The following is a 23,768-nucleotide window of genomic DNA, read 5'->3' as shown; positions in this document are numbered from 1 at the left end:
GGAATGAAGAGGAAAATATATATAATTTCTACCATTTGCATCACCCTTGCCATTCTTTTTTTCGTTCAGAGACTGCTTATGCCTAAGTATGTGGAGGACAATCCTGAAGGTGCGCTTATCAGTGAGTATTATGACGTAGAGAAAGACCACGACCTGCTCTTTGTAGGAGACTGCGAAGTCTATGAAAGCTTTTCGCCAGAGGTTTTGAGGAAGGAATATGGCATCAAGTCCTATATAAGGGGAAGTGCCAACCAGCTTATATGGCAGTCTTACTATCTTCTTGAAGAAATGCTTAAGTATGAGAAGCCAAAGACCGTAGTTTACAATGTGCTTGCTATGAAGTACGCTAGGGCTCAAAAGGAGAGCTACAACCGCATGACTCTTGACGGTATGAGGTGGTCTGCTTCTAAGGTAGAGGCAGTCAAGGCTTCTATGCTTCCTGAGGAGAAATTTATCACCTATGTCTTTCCTCTGCTTCGTTTCCACTCACGCTGGAGTGAGCTTACGAGTCAGGACTTTAAGTACATTTTCACTAAGCCAAAGGTGTCTGAGGACGGCTACCTTGTGAATAAAGGGGTACATCCTGTGGATAAGATTCCTGTAGGGAAGCCTCTTTCCGACTACAGACTGCCTGACATATCTTACGAGTATCTTGACAAGATGGTGAAGCTATGTAAGGAAAACAATGTAGAGCTCATCCTTATGAAGGCACCAATTCTTTATCCTTACTGGTACAAAGAGTGGGATGAGCAGATTAGGAATTATGCAGGGGAAAATGACTTAAAGTACATCAATTTTCTTGATAAACAAGATGAGGTGGGGATTGATTATTCCAAGGATACCTATGACGGAGGGCTTCATCTAAATCTCTATGGGGCAGAGAAAATGAGCAGGTATTTTGGGAAGTTGTTGAGGGAGAATTTTAAGTAAATAATTAAGGGAGTTTAAGGTATGGATGAATTACTTAATGAATTAAAAGCTGCTTACGGTGAAGGAGCAGAATTTAGAGAAGGGCAAAGAGAGGCGATAGAATATGCTGTAAATGGAAAAAGAGTACTTGTAGTACAGAAAACCGGATGGGGAAAAAGTTTGGTATATTTTCTTGCTACAAAAATACTAAAGAAAAAGAAAAATGGAATAACGCTTATTATAAGCCCTTTGCTTGCATTAATGAACAATCAAATTGAGTCTGCTAAAAAGATTGGGGTACGAGTTAAAACAATCAATTCTGAAAATGTTGATTATTGGAATCAAATAATGTCTGATATAGAAAATGGCTCGGTTGATGCTTTAATTATATCGCCTGAAAGACTGTCCAATCAGCAATTTAAAGAGTTTATGCTGGAGAAGATGGCAAAGAAAATAATGCTTTTTGTTGTCGATGAAGCTCATTGTATTTCTGACTGGGGACATGATTTCAGGCCTGATTACAGGAGGATTGTAGATATTCTTAGTATTTTACCGGTTAATATTTCTGTTATAGCCACAACTGCAACTGCTAATAACAGAGTGGTAAATGATATAAAAGAGCAGCTTGGTGACAGCTTACAAATAAGTCGTGGCAGTCTTATGAGGGAATCCCTATCTTTACAGGTTGTAAAACTGCCATCAAAAGAAGCAAGGATGGTGTGGATACTGCAGAATATTAATGATATCCCGGGAACAGGTGTTATATATTGTCTTACTGTAAATGACTGCAAGCTGCTTGACAATTGGTTGAAGAAAAATGGAGTAAAAAGTGAAAGCTACTATGCCGCCTTGGATATAGAGAAAAAACACGAGATTATAGAATCATTTATGAATAATCAAATAAAGGTTATGATAGCAACAGTAGCCTTTGGAATGGGCTTTGATAAACCGGATATTAGCTTTGTTATACATTTTCAAAAACCTGGTAATATAGTGGCATATTATCAGCAGATAGGACGTGCAGGAAGAGGAATTGACAATGCCTATGCAATATTGCTATGTGGTGGTGAAGATGATGAAATAAATAATTATTTCATTAACTCTGCATTTCCAACTGAAAAGCTTATGACAGCAGTTGTTGAAACAGTTAAGAATAATCCGGGGATTAAAATCAGGGAGATGGAAACCCATATAAATATGAAAAGGGGTAAAATCGAAGCCTGCGTTAAATACCTGTTAGTAAATGGAGATATTTATGTTGAAAAAGGTAAATATTATAAGTCTGCAAGAGAATGGAAGCCTAATCTGGAAAAGAGTGAACGAATAACGGAAATAAGAAAAAATGAGCTTTTGAAGATGGAAGAGTTCTTGAGACAGAATAACTGTTATATGGAATTTATAGCAAAAGAATTAGACGATATCACAGCAAAGAAATGCGGGAAATGCTCTAACTGTAAGGGACATATGCTTATAGAAACTGAATTATCTAAAGATTTGATATTGGAAGCTCAGAAATTTATTAAGGATGACTTTAATGTTATCGAAGCAAGAAAAAAGTGGCCTGATGGAATCAGGGTTAATGGTGTAAATAAGATATCTGACGAATATAGGTGTGAAGAAGGCTTGGTATTAAGCAATTATGGGGATTCGGGCTGGGGCATATCAGTCTCTGAAGGTAAATATAAAAATGATTATTTTGATGACAGCCTTGTAGAAGCCTCTGTAGCATTACTTGAAAAATTTGCTAAAAATAATAACATACAATGGGTAACAAGTGTACCTTCTTTAAGGCACCCTGAATTAGTAAAGTCTTTTGCAAAGAGGCTTTCAGAGCGGCTGGAGCTTTCATACTATGAGGTGATAGAGAAGATAACAAATAATGTATGTCAGAAAGAGTTAAATACAAGCTATCTTCAATATAACAATGCCAATAGCTCATTTGAAGTAAGAAAGTGTCCTGATGGAAATATTCTACTGGTTGACGATATGGTTGACTCAAGGTGGACTTTTACAGTATGCGGGTATAAACTAAGGGAAAAGGGCAGTGGAAAGGTATTTCCTTTTGCATTGGCAAATAGTGCAGGCAAAGAGGAGGGATGAAATGCAATTCTCAGATAATGAAATGACTGCAATACTGTTATGCAGTTACATAGGTATAAACAAAAATGATGATGTAAAGCCTTTTTCTACGGGTGAGTGGAATACATTTTTAGATAGAATAATTGATATGAAGTTAGAACCCGGGTTAATTCTAAATGAAGAAAATGAACTGTTAAACCAGCTCGGGTACGAAGCTAATGAGAGAGAACGTATTAAGAAGCTTGTATCAAGAGGAGGAGCGGTAGCCCTAGAGCTTGATTCTTTGATGAATAAAGGGATACAAGTAGTAACTTTATTCAATAAAAACTATCCGATATTATTAAAACAAAAATTGGAGAGAAAAACGCCGCAAGTACTGTTTTATTCGGGTGATATAGAACTTGCTAAGAAAATGGGAATTGCAGTTGTAGGCTCTCGTAATGTAGATGAAGCAGGAATAGATTTTGCTAAAAAACTTGTTGCCAAAGCAACTGTGGAAAAACTTATAATATATTCAGGCGGTGCGAGAGGCGTTGATTCGATATCTGAGAACACTGCGATAGAAAATAATGGGGGAGTAGTATCATTTATTGCAGATTCATTAAGTACGAAGATAAAGAAGAAAGACGTGGTTACGAACCTTATAAATAAAAGACTGCTGCTCATTTCTGATGTAAAACCGGAAATGGGATTCAGTGTTGCCAGAGCTATGAATAGGAATAAATATATTTATATTTCTGCTTATTGTGGTGCTTTTGTTGTATCCTCAGATTATAACAAAGGTGGCACTTGGGCAGGGGCGATAGAGAATTTAAGACATAACTGGACAAAAACCTTTGTTTGGAATCATAAGGAATATATGGGTAATTCAGGTCTTATTGAAAAGGGAGGAATTCCCTATGAGATAAGTGAAAAAAAGATAAGCGATTTAATGAAGAGCACGGGAAATACTATCAGCAGAGAAATTAAAAGAGAAGACAGTTATGAGCAGATGGATATTTTTAGACTGGATACAATGGCGGTTGGAGAAAGCGCCAATAACACATATAGATAAATGTAGTAAATAAACAGTCACATCACAGTTTTCCTTTTTTATTGAATAACCCCCCGCTTCATGTTATACTGAAATCACCAATATTTCTTACAAAAAGGAGCAAAAGCATGGAAGGTATGTACAGTGTACCATTGTCGGAACTCATCGAGAAAATGAACCTTGATAATCTGACACCGGGAATAGATACAGAGAACATTTTGATTAAACATATAGACGTAAACCGTCCGGCACTTCAGCTCGCAGGTTTCTTTGATTACTTTGATTCAGAGCGTATCCAGGTAATTGGAAATGTAGAGCATGCCTACCTTAAGAGGATGGACGAGGATGAAGGAGTTAGGGTTCTGGCCAAGCTTATGGACTACAAGATTCCCTGCCTCATCTTCTGTAGGGGAATAGAAGTCCCTGAGAAGCTTCTTGAGGTGGCAGTAGAAAAGGGAGTTCCTGTACTTTGGACAGATAAGGCAACCTCTGCTTTCATGGCTGAGGCCATCCGTTATATGCGCCATCAGCTTGCTCCAAGGATATCTATCCATGGTGTATTTGTAGATATCTATGGCGAGGGAGTCCTCATTATGGGAGAGAGCGGCATAGGTAAGAGCGAGGCGGCTCTTGAGCTTATCAAGCGTGGACACCGCCTTGTATCCGATGATGTAGTGGAGATTAAAAAGATAAGTGAGGATACCCTTGTAGGTACCGCCCCTGAGATAACCAAGCATCTTATAGAGCTTAGAGGTATAGGAATCATTGATGTTAGAACCCTTTTCGGTTTTGCAAGTGTCAAGAACTTCCAGAATATCGACCTTATAGTAAAGCTTATGGAGTGGAATAAGGACTATGAGTTTGACAGACTTGGACTTGAGGAGCAGTATACAGAGATTCTCGGAGTCAACCTCATAAGCCACAGCATACCTATACGTCCGGGTAGAAACCTTGCCATCATCTGTGAGGCAGCGGCAGTTAACAACCGTCAGAAGAAGATGGGTTACAATGCGGCTAAGGAGTTCTATGACAGGGTAACATCTAATATAATGAAAAACAGAGATATTTAGACGATTAAATGATAACATACTGCCATATACCAAAAGAGGCTTCTAATAAGCAAAGCAAAGTCTAATCGTATGGGCAGTTAAATCAGACAGATATTTGAAGGAGAAAACTATGGGTAAATTTTGTTTTGGAGTAGACATTGGCGGTACCTCAGTTAAACTTGGTATGTTTACCATGAAGGGGGATCTAATCAACAAATGGGAAATACCTACCCTGCCTGAGAGCGTGCTTTCAGACGTGGCAAGATCGATAGAAGACCGCTTTAGCGATGAATATACAAAAGAGGACTGTGAGGGTATAGGTATAGATGTGCCCGGACCTGTAACAGAGGATGGCTTCGTTTCACAGTGTGTGAATATGCATTGGGGCAGAACTGATGTAAAGGGAGAGATTGAAAAGCTTACAGGGCTTAGGGCTATGGTAGCTAACGATGCCAATGCTGCAGCTCTTGGGGAGAAGTGGCAGGGAGGCGGTAAGGGACACGAAAGCCTTACCATGGTCACCCTTGGAACAGGAGTAGGCGGTGGTGTTATTATAGGTGGCAAGATAATTGCAGGCTCCAATGGGGCAGCAGGAGAGATAGGCCATATCTGCGTGAATCCAAATGAGGAAGCGTCCTGTAACTGTGGTAAGAAGGGCTGTCTTGAGCAGTATGCATCAGCAACAGGAATAGTCCGCCTTGCCAAGATGGAGATGATAGAAGGCAAGAGCTCTACCATCTTAGCCGATATAGACGGTTTCTCAGCCAAGGACGTACTAGATGCAGCCAAAAAGGGAGATGCCATAGGAGTTGACGTACTTGACAAGCTTGGCTGGTATCTTGCATTTGCCTGTGCAGGCATCGCGCAGATAGTAGACCCTGAAGTATTTGTAATCGGTGGAGGAGTATCCAAGGCCGGTGACATCATCATCAAGGCCATTACAAAGTACTATAATGGATTTGCTATGGATGCTGTTAAAAATAAAGAATTCAGACTTGCAACTCTTGGAAATGACGCAGGCATATACGGCTGTGCAGCTATGATAGCGGGAAAGAAGATTGGATATGAAAAGTAGATTTGTAGAAAGGCTTCAAAACATTTTATGTGGCGAAGCCATATTTTTAAATGAGGACCTGAAAGCCCACACCAGCTTCAAAATCGGCGGGCCTGCGGAAGTTTTTCTTGAAATAACTGACATCAGTGATCTCTTAAAGGTAACCAACCTCTGCAAGGAAGAGGGAGTAGGATTCTTTGTGATAGGAAATGGAAGCAATCTCTTGGTAAATGATGAAGGGGTGGAGGGGGTTATTATCCACCTTACCGGCAAGCTTGCAGGAGCAAGGATAGAAGGAGATGTCATAAGGGCTGGTGCAGGCCTTAGCCTCTCTGCACTTGCGGCCTTTACCGTGGAGGAAGAATATACAGGTCTTGAGTTTGCATCAGGTATACCAGGCTCAGTTGGCGGGGCTGTATATATGAATGCAGGTGCCTATGGCGGCGAAATGAAGGATGTGGTAGCAGGAGTCTATATAATCATAGATGGAGAGCTTAAGTACTTCACCAATGATGAAATGGAATTCTCCTACCGCCACAGTAAGGTATCTAAGCTTAATAATGCAGTCATTGTGGCTGTGGATTTTAAGCTAACCAAGGGCAAGAAAGAAGAGATTCAGGCTAAGATAGACGACTTAAACTCCAGAAGAAGTGAGAAACAGCCCCTGGAATATCCTAGTGCAGGCTCTACTTTTAAGAGACCTGAGACAGGCTATGCTTCACAGCTTATAGAGGAAGCGGGGCTTAAGGGAACCAGAGTAGGAGGAGCAGAGGTCTCAAAGAAACATAGCGGGTTTATTATCAATGTTGATAATGCCACGGCTAGGGATGTAAAAGAGTTAATAGCTTATGTACAGAAGGTAGTAGAAGAAAAAAGCGGTGTGAAGCTCTATCCGGAGGTAAAAATGCTATGATATCGTCAAAACTTGTAATCATCACCGGTATGTCGGGGGCAGGTAAAACTACAGCAATCAAGAGTCTTGAAGATGCAGGATATCTTTGTGTGGACAATCTTCCTGTAGACTTTTTGGTGGACTTTGCAAAGCTTACAAAGGCCAAGGGAGAACACATAGGGACCGCAGTAGGGATAGACATAAGAAGTGGCTCAGGTCTTGATAAGCTTGCGGATATCCTGCCTGAGGTAAAGAATGAGGGGGCTGAAATCCTCTTTATGGAAGCCTCTGATGAGAGCCTTATCAGGCGTTACAAGGAAACAAGGCGTACCCACCCTCTTTCGGGCACAGGAAGGCTTGAGGTGGGCATACAAAGAGAGAGGGAAAGGCTTGATTTCCTAAAGAAGAATGCTGACTACATCATAGATACAAGCAGGCTTCTTACAAGGGAGTTAAGAGCCGAGCTCTATAAAATATTTATAAATGAGGAAAAGTATAATGGTTTTGTGACTACTATACTTTCTTTTGGTTATAAATACGGGATACCGTCAGATGCTGATTTGGTATTTGATGTGAGATTCCTGCCCAATCCTTTTTACATACCTGAACTTAAGGAAAAGACGGGTAATGATAAAGAGGTATATGAATATGTCATGTCAAGTGAGGCTGCAAGGCAGTTCCTCTCCAAGCTTACTGATATGGTGGACTTTTTGCTTCCAAACTACATAGCGGAGGGAAAGAACCAGCTTGTCATTGCCATTGGCTGTACGGGAGGCAAGCACAGGTCTGTAACCCTTGCCAATGCTTTACTTGAGTGGTTTGGAGGAACAAATTATAAGGCCAGGATAGAACATAGGGAGATTTGATATGTCCTTTTCATCAGATGTAAAAGAAGAACTTACGGAGTATATGCCAAAAGCAAGACACTGCCAGATAGCTGAGATTGCAGCTGTTATTGTACTTTGTGGAAGGATAAGAATAACCGAAACAGGTGGTTACAGACTGCTTATTCACACTGAAAATATATATACAGTCAGGAAATTTTATGAGCTTTTAAGAGAGGCCTTTGATATAAGGGGAGAGGTATCAATCAGAAAGAATATCTCTAAGAATTCAATGATGTATACCATACTCGTAAAGGATGAGGCTGCGAAAGAAGTACTTGAGGCTATAAAGCTCCTAAGTAAAGAAGGAAGCTTTAGAGATGATTATTCTCTTGTGTCAAATATGATTGTGCAGAGTATCTGCTGTAAAAAGGCCTTTCTAAGAGGGGCTTTTTTGGCATCGGGTTCAGCCAGTGATCCGGAAAAAAGCTATCATTTTGAAATAGTTGTAGACAGCGAAAGTAAGGCTTTGGAGCTAACAGGGATATTTTCAGAAGTAGGTATAAAGGCAAAGCTTATTAAGAGAAAGAACCATTATCCCGTATATATCAAGGAAAGCTATGAAATCTCAGAGTTTCTTGGGATTACCGAGGCGCACAAGGCTTTGATGAATTTTGAAAACATAAGAATATACAAGGATGTCAAAAACAAGGTAAACCGCAAGGTAAACTGCGAGACTGCCAACATAAGGAAAACCGCTTCGGCAGCGGGAAAGCAGCTTGACGACATCTATTATCTTAAAAATATAAATAAGCTTGAAGACCTGCCTGACGGACTTAGGGAGCTAGCAAAGCTAAGGATGGAATATCCGGATGCCACCCTTAAGGAGTTGGGAGAACTTCTTGATACACCTCTTGGCAAGTCGGGGGTGAATCACAGGCTTAACAAGATCAGCCGTATAGCTGAAGAGAACAGGGTATAGTTATAGTAACAATAGAAAGAAGGGTAAAATGAGCTTCACTCATTTACATTTACATACAGGATATAGTCTTCTTGACGGCTCAAGCAAGATACCTGAGCTAGTTAGAAGAGTCAAGGAACTTGGCATGGATGCCTGTGCCATCACAGACCATGGAGTTATGTACGGAGTTATAGAATTTTACAAGGCCTGCAAGGCTGAGGGTATCAAGCCCATTATCGGCTGTGAGGTATATGTGGCTCCAGGCTCCAGATTTGAAAAGGGGAAGGAAAAGTCAGCCGAGCGGTACAACCATTTGATACTGCTTGCTGAAAATGATACAGGACATAAGAACCTCATGAAGCTTGTATCAAGGGGCTTTACAGAGGGATTTTATTATAAGCCGAGGGTGGATTACGAGCTTTTAAGCGAGTATCACGAGGGCATAATTGCTTCATCCGCCTGTCTTGCCGGCATAGTGCCTACCAAGCTAAGAAATGGGGACTATGAGGGGGCAAAGGAAGAAGCAATGAGGCTTCAGCAAATATTTGGAGAAAACAACTTCTTCCTGGAGCTTCAAGACCATGGACTTTCAGAGCAGAAATTTGTCAATCAGGGACTGATGAGAATATCGTCTGAGACAGGTATTCCTCTTGTAGCCACCAATGACTGCCATTATCTCTATAAAGAGGATGCCGAGGCTCATGACGTACTTATATGTATCCAGACTCAGAAAAATGTATATGATGAAGACAGGATGAAGTATGAGGGTGGACAGTTCTATGTGAAGTCTCCTGAGGAAATGGAAGAGGTATTTCACTACATTCCCGAAGCCATTCACAATACTGAAGAGATAGCAAGACGATGCAATGTAGAGATAGAGTTTGGCAAATACCACCTGCCACTCTATCCTGTGCCTGAGGGCTATACCTCACTTTCATATCTTAATAAACTCTGCGAAGACGGATTTAAGAAGAGGTATGAGGGGGTGGATGCAGATACTGAGGCCTCTCTTCGTGAAAGGCTTAAATACGAGACTGATACCATTGCTAATATGGGCTTTGTGGATTACTTCCTCATAGTGTGGGATTATATCAACTTTGCAAAGGAGAACCACATAGCGGTAGGTCCCGGAAGAGGCTCGGCAGCTGGAAGCATAGTAGCTTACTGTCTTGGCATTACGGGAGTAGACCCTATTAGATACAATCTCCTCTTTGAGCGTTTCTTAAACCCGGAGAGAGTAACCATGCCCGATATAGACGTTGACTTCTGCGTACTTAGAAGACAGGAGGTAATAGACTATGTTACCGAAAAGTACGGCAGGGAAAAGGTAGTACAGATAGTAACCTTTGGTACCATGGCTGCGAAAATGGTTATAAGGGATGTGGGAAGGGCTCTTGACCTGCCTTATAGCTTCTGTGATAAGGTAGCCAAGATGATACCCAATGAACTTAAAATGAATATTGAGAAGGCTTTGTTAATCAATCCTGACCTAAAGAGGCTATATGATGAGGATGAGGAGGCAAAGAAGCTTATAGACCTATCAAGGAGGCTTGAGGGACTTCCAAGGCATACCTCCATCCACGCGGCAGGAGTAGTTATAAGCAAGCGTGAAGTAGACTGCTATGTGCCTGTTTCCACAAGCAGTGACGGTGCTGTTACCACACAGTATACCATGGAAACCATTGAGCAGCTTGGACTCCTTAAGATGGACTTCCTAGGCCTTAGAAACCTTACAGTTATAGAAAAGGCGGTAGAGCTTGTTAACAGAAACAGAAAGAAAGAAGGAAGGGACGAGCTTGACATAGAAAAGATAGACATGGAGGATGAAAATATCTATCTTATGATTAGCGAGGGCAGGACAGAGGGAGTATTCCAGCTTGAAAGCCCCGGTATGACAAGCTTTATGAAGAAGCTTAGGCCTGACAACATAGAAGATATAATTGCGGGAATTTCCCTCTACAGACCAGGCCCTATGGAATTTATTGATGATTATATAAACGGCAAAAGGAATGCTGCCGCCATAGAGTATGACTGTGAAGAGCTGGTCCCAATCCTTAAGTCAACCTATGGCTGTATAGTGTATCAGGAGCAGGTTATGCAGATAGTGCGTGACCTTGCGGGCTACAGCTATGGGCAAAGTGATTTGCTCCGACGTGCTATGTCAAAGAAAAAGGACAGCGTGATGAAAGAGGAGAGAAAAAACTTTGTCTATGGTGATGAGTCTAAGGGAATACCCGGCTGTGTGGCAAATGGTGTGTCTGAGCAGGTTGCCAATAAGATATATGATAAGATGATTGACTTTGCTAAGTATGCCTTTAACCGTTCACACGCCGCCGCCTATGCTTTTATAACCTACCAGACTGCCTACCTCAAGTACTATTATCCTAAGGAATATATGGCGGCCCTTTTAACCAGCGTGATGTCAAATACAGGAAAGGTATCAGAGTACATCCTTTCGGGCAAGGAAATGGGAATAGCCATCCTTCCCCCTGATGTCAATGAGGGAGAGGGTAGTTTTACTGCGGCGAGTGGTGGTATCCGCTATGGCATGTCTGCCATAAAGGGGCTTGGAGAAAATGTAACAGATGCCATAGTAAGGGACAGAGAGGAAAGAGGGCCATATAAGAGCCTTACTGATCTGATAGAGAGGCTCGCCGGCTCGATAAACAAGAAAGGCCTTGAGGCGCTTATCAAGTCAGGTGCACTTGACGGTCTTTCCGGCAGCAGAAGGGAGAAAATGGCTGTATACGAGCAGGTACTAGACTCCATCTCGCACGAGAAGCACAGCAAGATGGCAGGACAGCTAAGTCTTTTTGACATAGCACCAAAGGATGATTTGTCAGCCCTTGAAGTAAAGATGCCTGAGCTTGGCGAGTTTGATGTGGAGACAAAGCTTGCATTTGAAAAAGAAATGCTGGGAGTCTATCTTAGCGGCCACCCTCTTGAGAGTTATCAGGATATGCTAAAGTCTGTATGCAATGCCAGCTCCTTGGACTTTGCGTACGATGAAGAGGAAGGGATGGTAAATGTAGCTCCGGGTAAAGACTACATACTTGGAGGAATCGCAAGTGTGGTAAATATCAAGCTTACAAGGAATAATCAGCGTATGGCTTTCATTACACTTGAGGACTTGGTGGGAAGCGTTGAAGTTATAGTATTTCCAAGAGATTTTGAAAAATACAGGGAACTTATAGAAGAGGGGAGAAAGTACATAATCTCAGGTAAAGCCTCGCTTGAAGAAAATGATGCTGCAAAGTTAATCGCAGGTAAGATTATTCCTTTTGAAGAAGTACCTAGAGAAGTATGGCTGCAGTTTGAGAATAAGGCTGAGCTTGAAAAGGTAGAAGATGAGTTAAACAAAATATTTGAAGGCAATAAAGGAAATGCAAGGGTTATGCTATACTGTAGGGAAGAAAGACAGGTAAAACGAGTAAATACAGTAAGGGGCATTTCTTATGCAGAGGCTGTGATAGATGAGCTAAAGCACAAGCTAGGCTGTGATAATGTAAAAATAGTCGTAAAAATACAGTAGACCTAGAGCTAAACTTTGGTTAATGTTAGTGTATAATTATAATTGGCAATAGCAAAAAAAGAAGGGGTTGCCCCCTTCCCAATCATACAGTTTTATTTTATTATTGATTTGAGAAAAAAATAACATAAAGGAAAAAAACTGTATGACTAATGCTATTGTAAAAGAAAAAAAGATTTCATTCAAGACCTTAGAGAAGAAAATTTTTGAAGAGGCCTGCAAGCTTGCCAGGGAACACACTAAAATCATACTTGAAAACTATGATGATATTCTTTCAAAAGAGAGGGATACTTCTAAATATAGGAATAAAGGAAAGAGAAAGACTTCGATAAGAACCGTATATGGAGATGTCGAGTATGAAAGAAGGGTGTACCAGACAAGGCTTAGAGATGGAACGAAAGCCCATGTTTATCTTCTTGATGAACAAATGGGTATGGAGAAGATAGGCTTAATATCTACTAATCTTGCAGAGAAGATCGCCAATTCAGTTACGGAACTCCCGTACAGGGCATCTGCTGAGATGTTAAGCTCTTCTACAGGACAGACCATAAGTGCGGGAGGCGTGTGGAATATAGCCCAGAAGCTTGGCCAGAGGATAACATCAGAGGAAGACCTTGATGTGAAGAAGATGAAGGCAGGCAGACCTGATGGGAAAAGGGAAATCGGAGTTCTTTTTGAGGAAATGGATGGAGTATGGCTTTCGATGCAGGGCAGAGGGCATAAACGCATGGGTAAAAAGGAGATGAAGGTCTTTACCATGTATGAAGGCTGGGATGCGGAGAAGGAAAAGGAAGGGCGCAGCACTCTAGTGGAGAAAGTGGTGTTTGCAGGCATGGATGGAAGCAGTGGATTCCACAATAAAAGAGAGGCCGTGATACAGAAGAAATATAACCCTGACGAAATAGGCAGGCGTATCTTAAATGGAGATGGTGGAAGCTGGATAAAAGAGCCTTATGATGACGAGGCGGTGTTTCAGCTTGACAGATACCACATTTATCAGGAAATTTTAAGGAAAATAAGCAGTAAAGCTGTACAAAAGGATATACGAAGGCTCTTTGATTCAGAGAAGATTGAAGAAATGTTTGATTATATACGTGAGTATATAAGAGTAAGTAAAAGCGAAGATGAAAGCGATAAAACCAGTAAAAAAGCCGAGGAGCTGTACGCCTACCTTCACAATAACAGAGAAGGGCTGCTACCGTACTACAAGCGGGGAATAAAACTCCCAGAACCTGTAGAAGGCATCATTTATAAAAACATGGGTATACAGGAAACACAAAACTGTACACTGATAACGCTGAGAATGAAGCACAGGCGCATGAGATGGTCAGAATCAGGAGCTGATAACCTTGCGAAGCTTCTGTGCAGGAAAGAAAACAAAGACCTGATAGAGACAGTCGAACGTTACTCTGGGGAATTGATATTTGATGAGAGCCAGAGCGAGATAAAAGAGCCTCTCAGCGCTTCAAAATCACCGTTACGAGACGGTAAAGGGCTTCCATATATGGAAGTAGGCAGAGGAAGTCTTCCACTAACCGGTACACCATTAACAGCAGGTAGAAAGGCATTAAGAAATTTTATACTTGGCAACTAAAGAAAAAATATCTGTTCAGTGCATAATCTGGGCTTGTTTGTGATACAAAAAAATAAAAAAACAATGATAAAAGAAAAAGGTAAGGAAATTTGCCAACGAGTACTTGACACAAACTTGGTTAATCTTTTTGTTGATTGTAAAACCATTTTGTATTAAAATATAGCCCATAGGGCTTTGGTTGTAATTTTTTGCGAAACTGCAGATTTTAATAAATTCATGGAGGTAGACTAAAATGGCAAAGGAAGTAAATACAATAGGAGTACTTACAAGCGGAGGAGATGCACCGGGTATGAATGCCTGCATTAGAGCGGTTGTTCGTGCAGCTCTTGCAGCAGGTAAGAAGGTTAAGGGTATAAGAAGAGGATATGCAGGACTAATTGACGAGGACATAGTTGAAATGGATTCAAAGAGCGTGTCTGATATCATCCAGCGTGGTGGTACAGTGCTTTATACTGCAAGATGTCCTGAGTTTAAGAAGTCTGAGATACAGGATAAGGGAGCTGAAATCTGCAAAAAGCACGGGATTGACGGTATCGTGGTTATAGGTGGTGATGGCTCATTCCAGGGTGCTGGAAGACTTGCTGAAAGAGGAATCAACACCATAGCACTTCCAGGAACAATCGATAATGATATTGCCTGCACAGAGTACACCATAGGCTTTAATACAGCTGTAAACACAGCGATGGAGTGTATCGACAAGGTTAGGGATACCTCTACTTCTCACGAGCGTTGCAACATCATCGAGGTAATGGGAAGAGGAGCAGGCTACATAGCGCTTTGGTGCGGTATAGCCAACGGCTCTGAGGAAATCCTTACATCAGATACCTATGACGGCAACCTTGAGGAGATTATACATAGAATCAAGTATTTAAGAGCAAAGGGCAAGAAGCATTACATCATAATCAATGCTGAAAGCGTAGGTAATTCCAATGAAATGGCTAAGCTGATTGAGATGGCTACAGGTATGGAGACCAGAGCAACAGTACTTGGACATATTCAAAGAGGTGGAAGCCCAACAGCTACAGACAGAGTATATGCTTCTATGTTTGGAGCTAAGGCTGTAGATCTTCTTCTTGAGGGCAAGACAAACAGGGTTATCGGTATGAAGGGCGGTCATTTTGTAGACTATGATATCGCAGAGGCACTTCAGATGACTAAGGAAGCAGACCCTTGGATGATTGAGCTCGGAAGGAGGTTAGTAAGATAATGTCTTTATTTGAAGGAGTTGCAACAGCACTTATAACTCCGTTTTGTCCGGATGGAAGTGTAAATTATGCTAAGCTTGAAGAGCTTATCAACAAGCAGATTGAGGACGGGGTTGACGGACTTGTTATCTGTGGTACAACAGGAGAGTCAGCTACCCTTACCGAAAAGGAGCATATGGACGTCATCCGTGAGTCTGTGAAGTTTGTAAACGGCAGGGTTCCTGTGATTGCCGGAACAGGTTCCAACTGTACCCAGACAGCAATTGAGATGTCTAAGGAGGCTGAAGAATACGGTGCTGACGGACTTCTCCTTGTATCGCCTTACTATAATAAGGCTACGGCAGAGGGACTTTACGAGCATTTTGCAGACACGGCTAACGCTGTTAAAATCCCTGTAATCCTCTATAATATAGCAGGAAGAACAGGCATCAACATCGAGCCTGAGACCATATACAAGCTTGCAAGAGACGTCAAAAACATAGTAGCAGTCAAGGAAGCATCAGGCAATATTTCTCAGATAGCAAAGATAGCGGCGCTTACAAAAGACTTGGACTTTGACATATATTCCGGAAATGATGACCAGGTCATCGCCATTTGTGCTATGGGTGGAAAGGGAGTTATCTCAGTAGCTTCCCACGTCATCCCAAAGCAGATGCACGATATGGTTATGAGCTTTAGAGCAGGCGATACAAAGAAAGCACTCGATATACAGAACAGGTATCTATCACTTATAAATACTCTGTTCATCGATGTGAATCCAATCCCTGTAAAGGAAGCCATGAATCTCTTAGGACACGAGGTAGGAGGCTTTAGAAAACCGCTTACCCCTATGTCTGAAGCCCATAGAGAGATACTAAGAAGCGAAATGATAAATGCAGGATTATTATAATCCGATATCGGAGTTAATAATACAATGATACAAGTGTCAAGTAAATTTGCCACCCACATCATAATAAAATTTAGGAGGTATTTTCATGAAAAAATTAGTTGGAATCGCTGCAGCTATAGGAGGCCTTGCCGTTATAGCAGGTATTTGTTACTTTGTCTACAAGCATTTCTTCTGCTGCTGCTGCGAATGTGACGGAGAAGACTGCGAATGTGATGGAGATTCATGCGAAACAAAAGCTGCCCCTCACTCAAGAGGCTATTTTAACCTCAGAAGAGTACAGGAAGCAGCTAAAGAAGGTGAAGTTTCTGAAACAGAAACAGATATCTAAATCAGATTAAAATGTTCCATTGCCTTGTATATACCATCTTCAAGTAAAGGAGGTGCTACATACGAGGCAATTTTTTTTATGTTTTCATCTCCATTACCCATACAGATGGAATTCGGAAGCCAGGTAAGCATCTCTCTGTCGTTCTCACTGTCACCAAAGCCATAGGCTGAGGAAAGAGGGAGATTAAGATGGCCTAATACCGCCTTGATTGCTGTTGCCTTATTAAAGCCATTTGGAAGGAACTCCACAAAACCGTATCCTGCCCAGCTTACCTTATCATCCTTACTGTTAGTATCAAGAGGCGTATTTGAAGCTGTAAACTTCGCTTCATTAGGCCTTCTGTGTATTATGATAGTCATAAAGTCTTTGATGTCATCAGCCATTTTCATGGCATAATCCCATTGCAAAGGACTAATCATCCCAGAAAATTTGCCCACACTAAGTTCTTCCAGGTTGTCTCTTCTTATCTCCTTTAGAGGGGCAGAGAGGTCCTTTAGAAGAAGCTTAAGCCTGGTAGGGTCGCTATAGCGCTCAAAAGGAAGGACGTGGATGTATTCGTCACCCTCAAAGAAAAGGCCGAGGTCTGAGCCCTCAAACCAGTCTAAGAGCCTGGAAAGCTCACCGGCAGATAGTCTGTGGTCAACAAGGATTTCATCCCTAAAAGAGATATAGGTTCCACCGCCACATATAATGCCGTCAAAGCCAACCTCAAGGAGCTTCTCTGGCAGCATTGACTTACTGCGCCCACTGCAAATAAAGCAGAGGTTTCCCTTTGCCCTTGTCCTTCTAATCGCTTCTGCCGCTGATTCCGGCAGATATTCATTTCTCCCAAGGAGAGTTCCATCAATATCAAAAAATAAAATTTTATTATCCATAATAGATAATTATAGTTATTTCGGAAAGAATTGGCAAGAGGGAAATGTGCTAACTTTCAAGGAAGAAGGAAGAACACCATTAACTGAGATTTATCAAAAATATTTTTTAAAACCATCCTTTTCATACATCCGCCAAGGCTACTAAGTAGAAGGAGGTGGTTAAAAGTGAAATCAAGAGCTTTTGGTAATAAAAGATTTTGCTCTATAAGAGCACCAGCTATGTAAACGTATATCATATAGCTTTAATTGGCTATAGATAGCTAAATGAAGATATGAAACCAATCCCAATGAAAGAAGTGGGAAACAAAAATAATAATAAAGGAGAAAAGATTATGAGTAAAATGGAATTATTGTTTAGGATAAAAGACAAGGATGAATGTTCTAACATGGGAGGTATAGCCATTGATAGCAATGGCACGTTATACTGTGTTAAATCAAAGCAGGGTGATTCGCTGCAGTGCTTATATGTGATAAATAACTATAGATCTGCTGAAATAAAAAAGGAAGTTGTTACGCCATCATATACATATATGTATGGGTGGCTAGGACATGCCAATAGTTTGACTTTAAGTGATGGCTTCCTTTACGTAGGAACTGATAAGAATTATATTATTAAGCTAAATGCCTCAAAATTATCAACCGGCAGATATGATGCAGGGGAAAAAATATTGCTTAAAAAAAAGGTCAAACAGAATGATGGTAAATATAAACTAACTGAGGTAACAGATATTTCAATTAGCTCTATTGCTAATATAAATGGGAGTAAATTTGTACTTCATTTTAGTAAACAGGGTGAAAGTAAAACAAATAGAATATATTTTAATAAAGAAGTTAAATCATATACAGAAAAGACTCCTAAAGGAGATCAAGATCGTAAATATATAGAATATAGTTCAGTAGGGAAGTTTGAATATAAATATCCGGATGATTTAAAGAGCTCCATTGGAGAACATGCCCCTCAGGATGTATATTATAAAAATGGTTATTTATATTTTATACTTGCAGGAAAGGATAAAAAAAGCAAGCAATTTAAGACAAGTTATATCTTAAAATATAAGCTTGGAAATAGCAATTGTCTTGGATACGACTCATTTACAAGTACGGATAAGAACACAATTAAATTTGAAATAGAGAGCATGCATATAGTTGGTAAGAAGTTTGTATTCTCCGTAAATGAGAGCAAGAAAACAATAATAAATGGAAAAGAAAAAATAGTAGAAAATTGGGATGCAATATATATTACCAGAGATTGGGTACTTGCATATCAAAATGACTAAGATTAACTGAGTTGATTAAATGGGTAAGCCTGCCACATCACGTAGCAGGCTTACCCTAGATATTCAAGATGATTACAATGGTCGGAATGGTATTGTAAAGCTACAATGATCAGGTAACTTATAATGGCTGTAATATTTTGTTACCTCCTGTGGAGGTATTCCAAGTGAATACATAAAGCTATTAAGTGATAAATTATAATTACCAAAGTCATGTCTCAAAATATAGTAGTATCTAAATTTAGTAAGGTCATAAGAAAACCTACACAGGCACTCGGTTCTGCAAAATGAGTCATACAACAGCTTGCTATTATCATAAACTGACAGATATTTATCATATTTAATATATTTGTCATCAATATCCTTAGAGGTAACAATAAACTTATAAATATTATAAGCTAGTCGTACATTTGTAGTATTCTCTATATTCTTAAAATATTTATTTCCAACCGTCTTTATTGCACGGCTATCAGAGCCATTTGCAGGGTATATAGGAACCCGTCTGTAACTTCCATACACATTCTTATCTGTAACTGTGAAAGCCCCCGATTTTTCAGCGTAAAGCCTATTCTTCCCGTTCTTAGCCTTCATTTTAACGGTGACTTTGTATTTACCATTTTTAAGGTATTTTGCTGTATTGTTTACTGTAAATATAAATGAGCCCAGATAATCACTCTTATACTGATATGAAGGCTTTAATGTATCTACAAGTTTACCTGATTTGTCATATATATATGCTTTAATATCAGGAGGCGAAGTTATGGCGTCATCATAAGTAAAGTTTGCATTACAGAAGATATTTAGGTATTTATCTGTCTTAGGATTAAATCCTTTTTTATATCCACCAATCACTATAGGAGTAACAAAAAAGTTATCTGCTCTCCAAGGAGCAGGGACTTTTTCGTTCTTGTAGTACAGGTACTTGTTGTCGTTATGAAGTTTTTTATACTTCTTATAATTACTGACATATAACTTGTAAATCCTGTTGATAGACAGCCTTTTCCTCAAACCCTTAAGGAAGTTCTTAGGCAAAATGGCATTGTCATTTATAAACTTCATACGTGAGGCAATGGAATACCCTATTTTATCATCCATATTGCAGTCGTATTCACTGGCCTCTGGATTTCTGTCCTGCAATATTTTTAAGCCTATATACTTTAATGATTTATTCACTTCTACAGTATCATCAAACTCATAAGGAAGCTCATTAAAGTCTGTTTCCAAGTAAATGGGGGTTTCGTCAAGCTTTAATCTGTTTAAAAAGAATGCAAGCCCTTTATCGGAAAGGGAACCGTAAAAATTGGGACCATAGTCATTTGTATATGTACGTTCAAGATCCATATCATCATCAAAATATCCCTCTGCATCCTTATATTTTTTAGTTATTTTCCCAGTTTTAGCAGCCTCCTCTATAAGCTTTAGATACTTTCTTGACGCGCTGTAAACGCCATTTTTCTCAAAGTCCTTATTGTATATAAGGGTATCAAGGTAAGGCATATTGCTGTAGTCAAGCTTCTTTTGCTTTGTCTTAGCTTCTGTAACTTGAGACAAGGTGCTAAAAAACAGGGTAAAGAGTAGTACAAGTGCAATTAGTTTTTTCTTCATATCAATTGTCCTTTCTTAATTATCGAATAGGTCTTCGGATGATGTTTCCAACTTAGTACGTTTCTTTAAGTTATGGTAATAGTTTTTAATATTCTTATACTCGCGACAAAGTGGGAAGTCATCCTGCTCCATATAATTTTTTAGCGTAATATACTGTTCAGGCTCTTCTATAAGTTCGGAAATTTCAATATCAATTGTCATACCTTCCACTTTCGGATCTCCAAAGTAGTCAGAATAGAGGGAAGGAAGTTCATCCTCTTCAACCAATTCAGTAGATAGGAGAAGGCTGTGAGGGATAGAATCATAATCCGGGAATCTATCATAAGCTTCATCAACCAAAAAATTACTATATGCATTAACCCAATTTCTGGTTGGTAATTCATATATTTCGCTAGGCCATTCACAATAATCAAGCTCTGATACAACATCTAAATTTTTATCATATATAATAAAACGATATAAAAATGAGCTTGCAATGTTTAAGTAAGAAACTCCCACATCTCCCTCTTCAAAGTAAAGAACAGGATATATGGTTTTTAAAAACTCCCAATACTCCCTTTCACCTTCCCCTTCTTTTTCAAAACCACTTATTAGTTTTTCTAAAAACGGAAGAAATATAAAACGTTCTATTTTTTGAGGAATCATATCGTAAAGCATGTCAAATGTTCTGTCTGTATAGGAACGATTTCTTAAGTTTTCAAAATAATTTCCTACTTTAACAAGGTTAGTATCATATTCAGACGCAAAGTAAACAGCTGTAAAATATTCTTGAAAAGAACGATGAATAAAATAGTATCGTTCTCCTTCACTATACATAATACACAGATTTTCTGTTAAATCCAACAAAAAAGCACGAGGTAAAATATTTCGATGTTCTGGATCGGCAGTTTTTAAAACCTTTTTCATATACTCTGTAAAATGTAAAGAATCAAACTCAAGGACTTCGTCCATATATGTTCTGGCACAGAATTGTGCAAAATATTTTGCAAATTCTTCTGGAGTAAGCTTAGTATGTAATGGACGCTTAAATGAACCCTTTGAGGCATCATGCAAACGAGCCATAGTTTCATAAGCCTTCGAATAAAAAACATGCATTTTAGCAGGAACCTCTCCAAAAGAAGAATATGTCATAAGCATAATGGTTAATAGGAGAGGGTTGCTGGCAAATTCTTTATGAGTGCTGTAAAGATTCCTGTCTAAAGCTATCATAAAACTAGCTTTGCCTTCTTTGTCCCAAAAGTCCAACTTTCCTATAAGTTCAAGTGCCTGTTCTTTAGTTAGATCCTGTATATCAAAGATTGTAAACTTAGAATAGGAAATGAACATATGAACAGGACGGGAGGTAATAATTATAGTATTGCCAGAATATGCTTTTAGTAGTGACTCTAAATGTTGATTAAAAGTATCTCGTATGGAGGATTGTATTTCATCCAGACCGTCAAGTAAAAGAATAAGACGTTTTTGCTCTAGGGAATCAATAATATCCTCTTTAGAAATACTCAAATCATATTCATTTACAGATTTGAGTATAAAGTCAACTATACTACTATCACTATCTTTGTAATCTTTTAGCGAAAGCAACAGTGGAATGCTTCCCGTAGTTTCGACCTGTTTAGCAGAAGAAAGAAACAAATGTGTCATCAGCATAGATTTTCCAATCCCGCCTAGTCCCTGGATAATAATATACTTTGCTTCCTGCTCTAACTTTTCAACAGTGACACCGCTTATAGATTCTACCGATTCAAATAGCTTATTACGCCTAATGTCATTGCACACATATAAGTCATAAAAAGGGCAAGGTTTTTCAGCAAACAGTAGAGTCTTTTTTGTAGAGTAGTAAACTGAAGCATCATTAAGATACTTTTGGAATGTCTGCGTTATTGGTAAGCGTTTGGGTATATCATTAGGAGATAACTTTAATGGCGTATAAGTATCACATTTCTTATTTCCTTTAACTGTATTTTTCTTTGTGCCAGAGGCTTCAATAATTATATTTGCAAACAATTCCGCAATTTTCTCGTAAGTATTTGATGGATTTATATCATCTATGTCATCCTTAAAAATATTATATAACTGTTTATTTGTATTCTTAGGGAATATTTTGAGGTATTTTATAAATTCTTTAGGATCGACATAAATAGCTATTTTCTTAGAAATACCACTAATTTTAGTGTTTCCATTAAAATAATTTTTATAGCTACTCTCTTTTTTGCTATCAAGTATATTATGTCCATCTTCAATAATGATGGCTTCTAATATGGTTTTAGTAAACGTACAGGTATTTGCGCCAGCTCTTATTACTTGAGATAACTTTTGGGCAAATTCATTAAATTGCATCTAATATCCTCCCGTATCCATTCCTATACTACACTAACCAATTATACCAACTTGATAAATTATAATTTAATTGTATCAAAGAAAAAGGTAGAAAGATTAGTATAAGCTATCTATTTCACATTCTATTATAGCACCCAATTACTAAATTATCTACCCAATAAATATTAATCTCAAAGTCCGAGATGGCCATCAGGACGGCGGGATACATAGAGAATCTATACAGTATTAAAACTGTATAAAAGATGAAGATGTATCCACCGTATTTTACTATGCTCATTTTTGGCTTTGCAATATGGTGTTGTCTTAATATTTTCAGATTTTTTATGTGTTCCGCTTCTTGGGATTCTTTAGAAGAAAGGAGCACATATTATGCAACTTATAGTCAGATATGAAAATAAAAATCAGATAATAAATCTGAACTCAAAGGAAGCTGAAGAACTGATGGAAAGCTTATCATTAAAATATGATAAAAACCTGTCTGAGGAAGAACTGGAACTACTTATTCAGGATGCTTGGGATGAGGGTTTCAATAAACCTGAATACAATAATCTGCACAAGTTTGAAAGGCATAGAGGACTAAGCAGTAAAAGAAGTAGAGAAGAAGATGATGATGTTATCCTCGAACCTCAAATGGATGAGGTAAAAGATCCAACTATATTTTGTAAAGAAGAGATGGAAAGAAACGATAATTGGGAGTATGAAGAAGTGTGCCAGAAAATACGCAGAATTCTAAAGCAAAGTACAGCAGAGATGGTAATTGCTATAGCACTTGATGGGATGTCAGTTGGAGAATATGCAGATTTGACAGGAGATATTGCGAACAATGTCAGCCATCGCTATAGAAGGGCAATAAAAAAACTTAAAGATAATTATTTGAAGACGTCCTTTTAGAGCTTTAGCTAAGGCTATTAAGTAGGAGGTAATATAGATTAAAAATGTACTTCTTGTATCTGTAAACGAAGTATCAAGTTAAAGAAAGGAGATGATAAAGTGACGTTATTTAATTGGTTAGCACTATTTGGGATACCGTCTTTGATAGGAGGATTTTGGTTAAATATACTAAAAAGTATCAAAAATAGTGATAAGCAGACAAAAGCCTTACAGCTAGGCGTGCAAGCACTTTTGAGAGAGAGGCTTTTATATTTATACAGAGAATTCTTTAAACAGGGCTATGTTAATTATTCAGACCGCCAAACAGTTGAGAATATGTATAAACAGTACCATGTGTTGGGAGAAAATGGAGTAATGGATGATATGCATCGAAGGTTTATGAATCTCCCGATAGAAGTTGAAGAAAATTGTAAAATAAATTAAAGAAAGGAAATGCTGAA

At 39.1% G+C, this 23,768-nt stretch carries 19 protein-coding genes; 16 read left to right on the top strand and 3 right to left on the bottom strand.

The annotated features are described in order from the left end of the window. The first annotated feature begins 3 nt into the window (after positions 1-3). The 13 genes from JJN12_RS09780 (at position 4) to JJN12_RS09720 (ending at position 16,346) form a co-directional block, all read left to right on the top strand. The gene (locus tag JJN12_RS09780; RefSeq protein WP_208429502.1) at positions 4-930 is read left to right on the top strand and encodes an SGNH/GDSL hydrolase family protein; all 927 of its coding nucleotides are present in this window, start codon (positions 4-6) and stop codon (positions 928-930) included. Positions 931-951: 21 nt separating this feature from the next. Next, the gene (locus tag JJN12_RS09775; protein ID WP_208429501.1) at positions 952-3,009 is read left to right on the top strand and encodes a RecQ family ATP-dependent DNA helicase; all 2,058 of its coding nucleotides are present in this window, start codon (positions 952-954) and stop codon (positions 3,007-3,009) included. A gap of 1 nt (position 3,010) precedes the next feature. Next, complete coding sequence (locus JJN12_RS09770) at positions 3,011-4,042, top strand: DNA-processing protein DprA (RefSeq protein WP_208429500.1); 1,032 nt, start codon at positions 3,011-3,013, stop codon at positions 4,040-4,042. A 116-nt stretch (positions 4,043-4,158) separates the two neighbouring features. Next, complete coding sequence (gene hprK / locus JJN12_RS09765) at positions 4,159-5,091, top strand: HPr(Ser) kinase/phosphatase (protein ID WP_208430376.1); 933 nt, start codon at positions 4,159-4,161, stop codon at positions 5,089-5,091. 109 nt (positions 5,092-5,200) lie between these two features. Further along, on the top strand, positions 5,201-6,145 hold the full coding sequence (locus JJN12_RS09760; protein ID WP_208429499.1) for an ROK family glucokinase: 945 nt from the start codon (positions 5,201-5,203) through the stop codon (positions 6,143-6,145). After that, positions 6,135-7,037 (top strand): UDP-N-acetylmuramate dehydrogenase, encoded by a 903-nt coding sequence (murB, locus tag JJN12_RS09755; RefSeq protein ID WP_208429498.1) that lies wholly within the window; start codon positions 6,135-6,137, stop codon positions 7,035-7,037. Before JJN12_RS09760 ends, murB begins: the two co-directional genes overlap by 11 nt. Beyond that, the gene (gene rapZ, locus JJN12_RS09750; protein WP_208429497.1) at positions 7,034-7,882 is read left to right on the top strand and encodes an RNase adapter RapZ; all 849 of its coding nucleotides are present in this window, start codon (positions 7,034-7,036) and stop codon (positions 7,880-7,882) included. The genes murB and rapZ overlap by 4 nt, the downstream gene beginning before the upstream one ends. Before the next feature lies 1 nt (position 7,883). Then, a complete protein-coding gene (gene whiA / locus JJN12_RS09745) occupies positions 7,884-8,822 on the top strand; it encodes a DNA-binding protein WhiA (protein WP_208429496.1) in 939 nt (312 codons plus the stop codon). Between the two features lie 28 nt (positions 8,823-8,850). Then, the gene (locus tag JJN12_RS09740) at positions 8,851-12,333 is read left to right on the top strand and encodes a DNA polymerase III subunit alpha (RefSeq protein ID WP_208429495.1); all 3,483 of its coding nucleotides are present in this window, start codon (positions 8,851-8,853) and stop codon (positions 12,331-12,333) included. A 142-nt stretch (positions 12,334-12,475) separates the two neighbouring features. Beyond that, entirely contained in the window at positions 12,476-13,924 is a 1,449-nt protein-coding gene (locus tag JJN12_RS09735; protein ID WP_208428032.1) for an ISLre2 family transposase, read from the top strand. A gap of 232 nt (positions 13,925-14,156) precedes the next feature. Next, the gene (gene pfkA, locus JJN12_RS09730) at positions 14,157-15,131 is read left to right on the top strand and encodes a 6-phosphofructokinase (protein WP_208429494.1); all 975 of its coding nucleotides are present in this window, start codon (positions 14,157-14,159) and stop codon (positions 15,129-15,131) included. Continuing rightward, positions 15,131-16,018, top strand: a complete 888-nt coding sequence (dapA, locus tag JJN12_RS09725; RefSeq protein WP_208429493.1) for a 4-hydroxy-tetrahydrodipicolinate synthase — start codon at positions 15,131-15,133, stop codon at positions 16,016-16,018. Before pfkA ends, dapA begins: the two co-directional genes overlap by 1 nt. A gap of 85 nt (positions 16,019-16,103) precedes the next feature. Next, positions 16,104-16,346: a hypothetical protein gene (locus JJN12_RS09720; protein ID WP_208429492.1), complete on the top strand. Its 243-nt coding sequence runs from the start codon at positions 16,104-16,106 to the stop codon at positions 16,344-16,346. Here the strand turns inward: JJN12_RS09720 and JJN12_RS09715 are convergent. Beyond that, the gene (locus JJN12_RS09715) at positions 16,343-17,221 is read right to left on the bottom strand and encodes an HAD family hydrolase (protein ID WP_208429491.1); all 879 of its coding nucleotides are present in this window, start codon (positions 17,219-17,221) and stop codon (positions 16,343-16,345) included. The genes JJN12_RS09720 and JJN12_RS09715 overlap by 4 nt on opposite strands. 287 nt (positions 17,222-17,508) lie before the next feature. Here JJN12_RS09715 and JJN12_RS09710 point away from each other — a divergent pair, with 287 nt between their 5' ends. After that, positions 17,509-18,498: a hypothetical protein gene (locus JJN12_RS09710; RefSeq protein ID WP_208429490.1), complete on the top strand. Its 990-nt coding sequence runs from the start codon at positions 17,509-17,511 to the stop codon at positions 18,496-18,498. 72 nt (positions 18,499-18,570) lie between these two features. On the opposite strand, the gene JJN12_RS09705 is transcribed toward JJN12_RS09710, so the two are convergent. Further along, on the bottom strand, positions 18,571-20,100 hold the full coding sequence (locus JJN12_RS09705) for a hypothetical protein (protein WP_208429489.1): 1,530 nt from the start codon (positions 20,098-20,100) through the stop codon (positions 18,571-18,573). A 15-nt stretch (positions 20,101-20,115) separates the two neighbouring features. Continuing rightward, complete coding sequence (locus tag JJN12_RS09700) at positions 20,116-22,437, bottom strand: NACHT domain-containing protein (RefSeq protein ID WP_208429488.1); 2,322 nt, start codon at positions 22,435-22,437, stop codon at positions 20,116-20,118. A 369-nt stretch (positions 22,438-22,806) separates the two neighbouring features. Between JJN12_RS09700 and JJN12_RS09695 the strand changes: the two genes are divergently transcribed. Together JJN12_RS09695 and JJN12_RS09690 are read left to right on the top strand one after the other, a co-directional pair. Beyond that, the gene (locus tag JJN12_RS09695; protein ID WP_208429484.1) at positions 22,807-23,328 is read left to right on the top strand and encodes a sigma-70 family RNA polymerase sigma factor; all 522 of its coding nucleotides are present in this window, start codon (positions 22,807-22,809) and stop codon (positions 23,326-23,328) included. Positions 23,329-23,427: 99 nt separating this feature from the next. Next, positions 23,428-23,751 (top strand): hypothetical protein, encoded by a 324-nt coding sequence (locus JJN12_RS09690; protein ID WP_208429483.1) that lies wholly within the window; start codon positions 23,428-23,430, stop codon positions 23,749-23,751. Positions 23,752-23,768: the final 17 nt, after the last annotated feature.

It is taken from the genome of Catonella massiliensis, from assembly GCF_016651435.1.
GTDB classification, from domain to species: Bacteria; Bacillota; Clostridia; order Lachnospirales; family Lachnospiraceae; genus Catonella; species Catonella massiliensis.
Note: the sequence above shows the minus strand (reverse complement) of the source record. Positions and strands in the feature narration are given on the sequence as shown.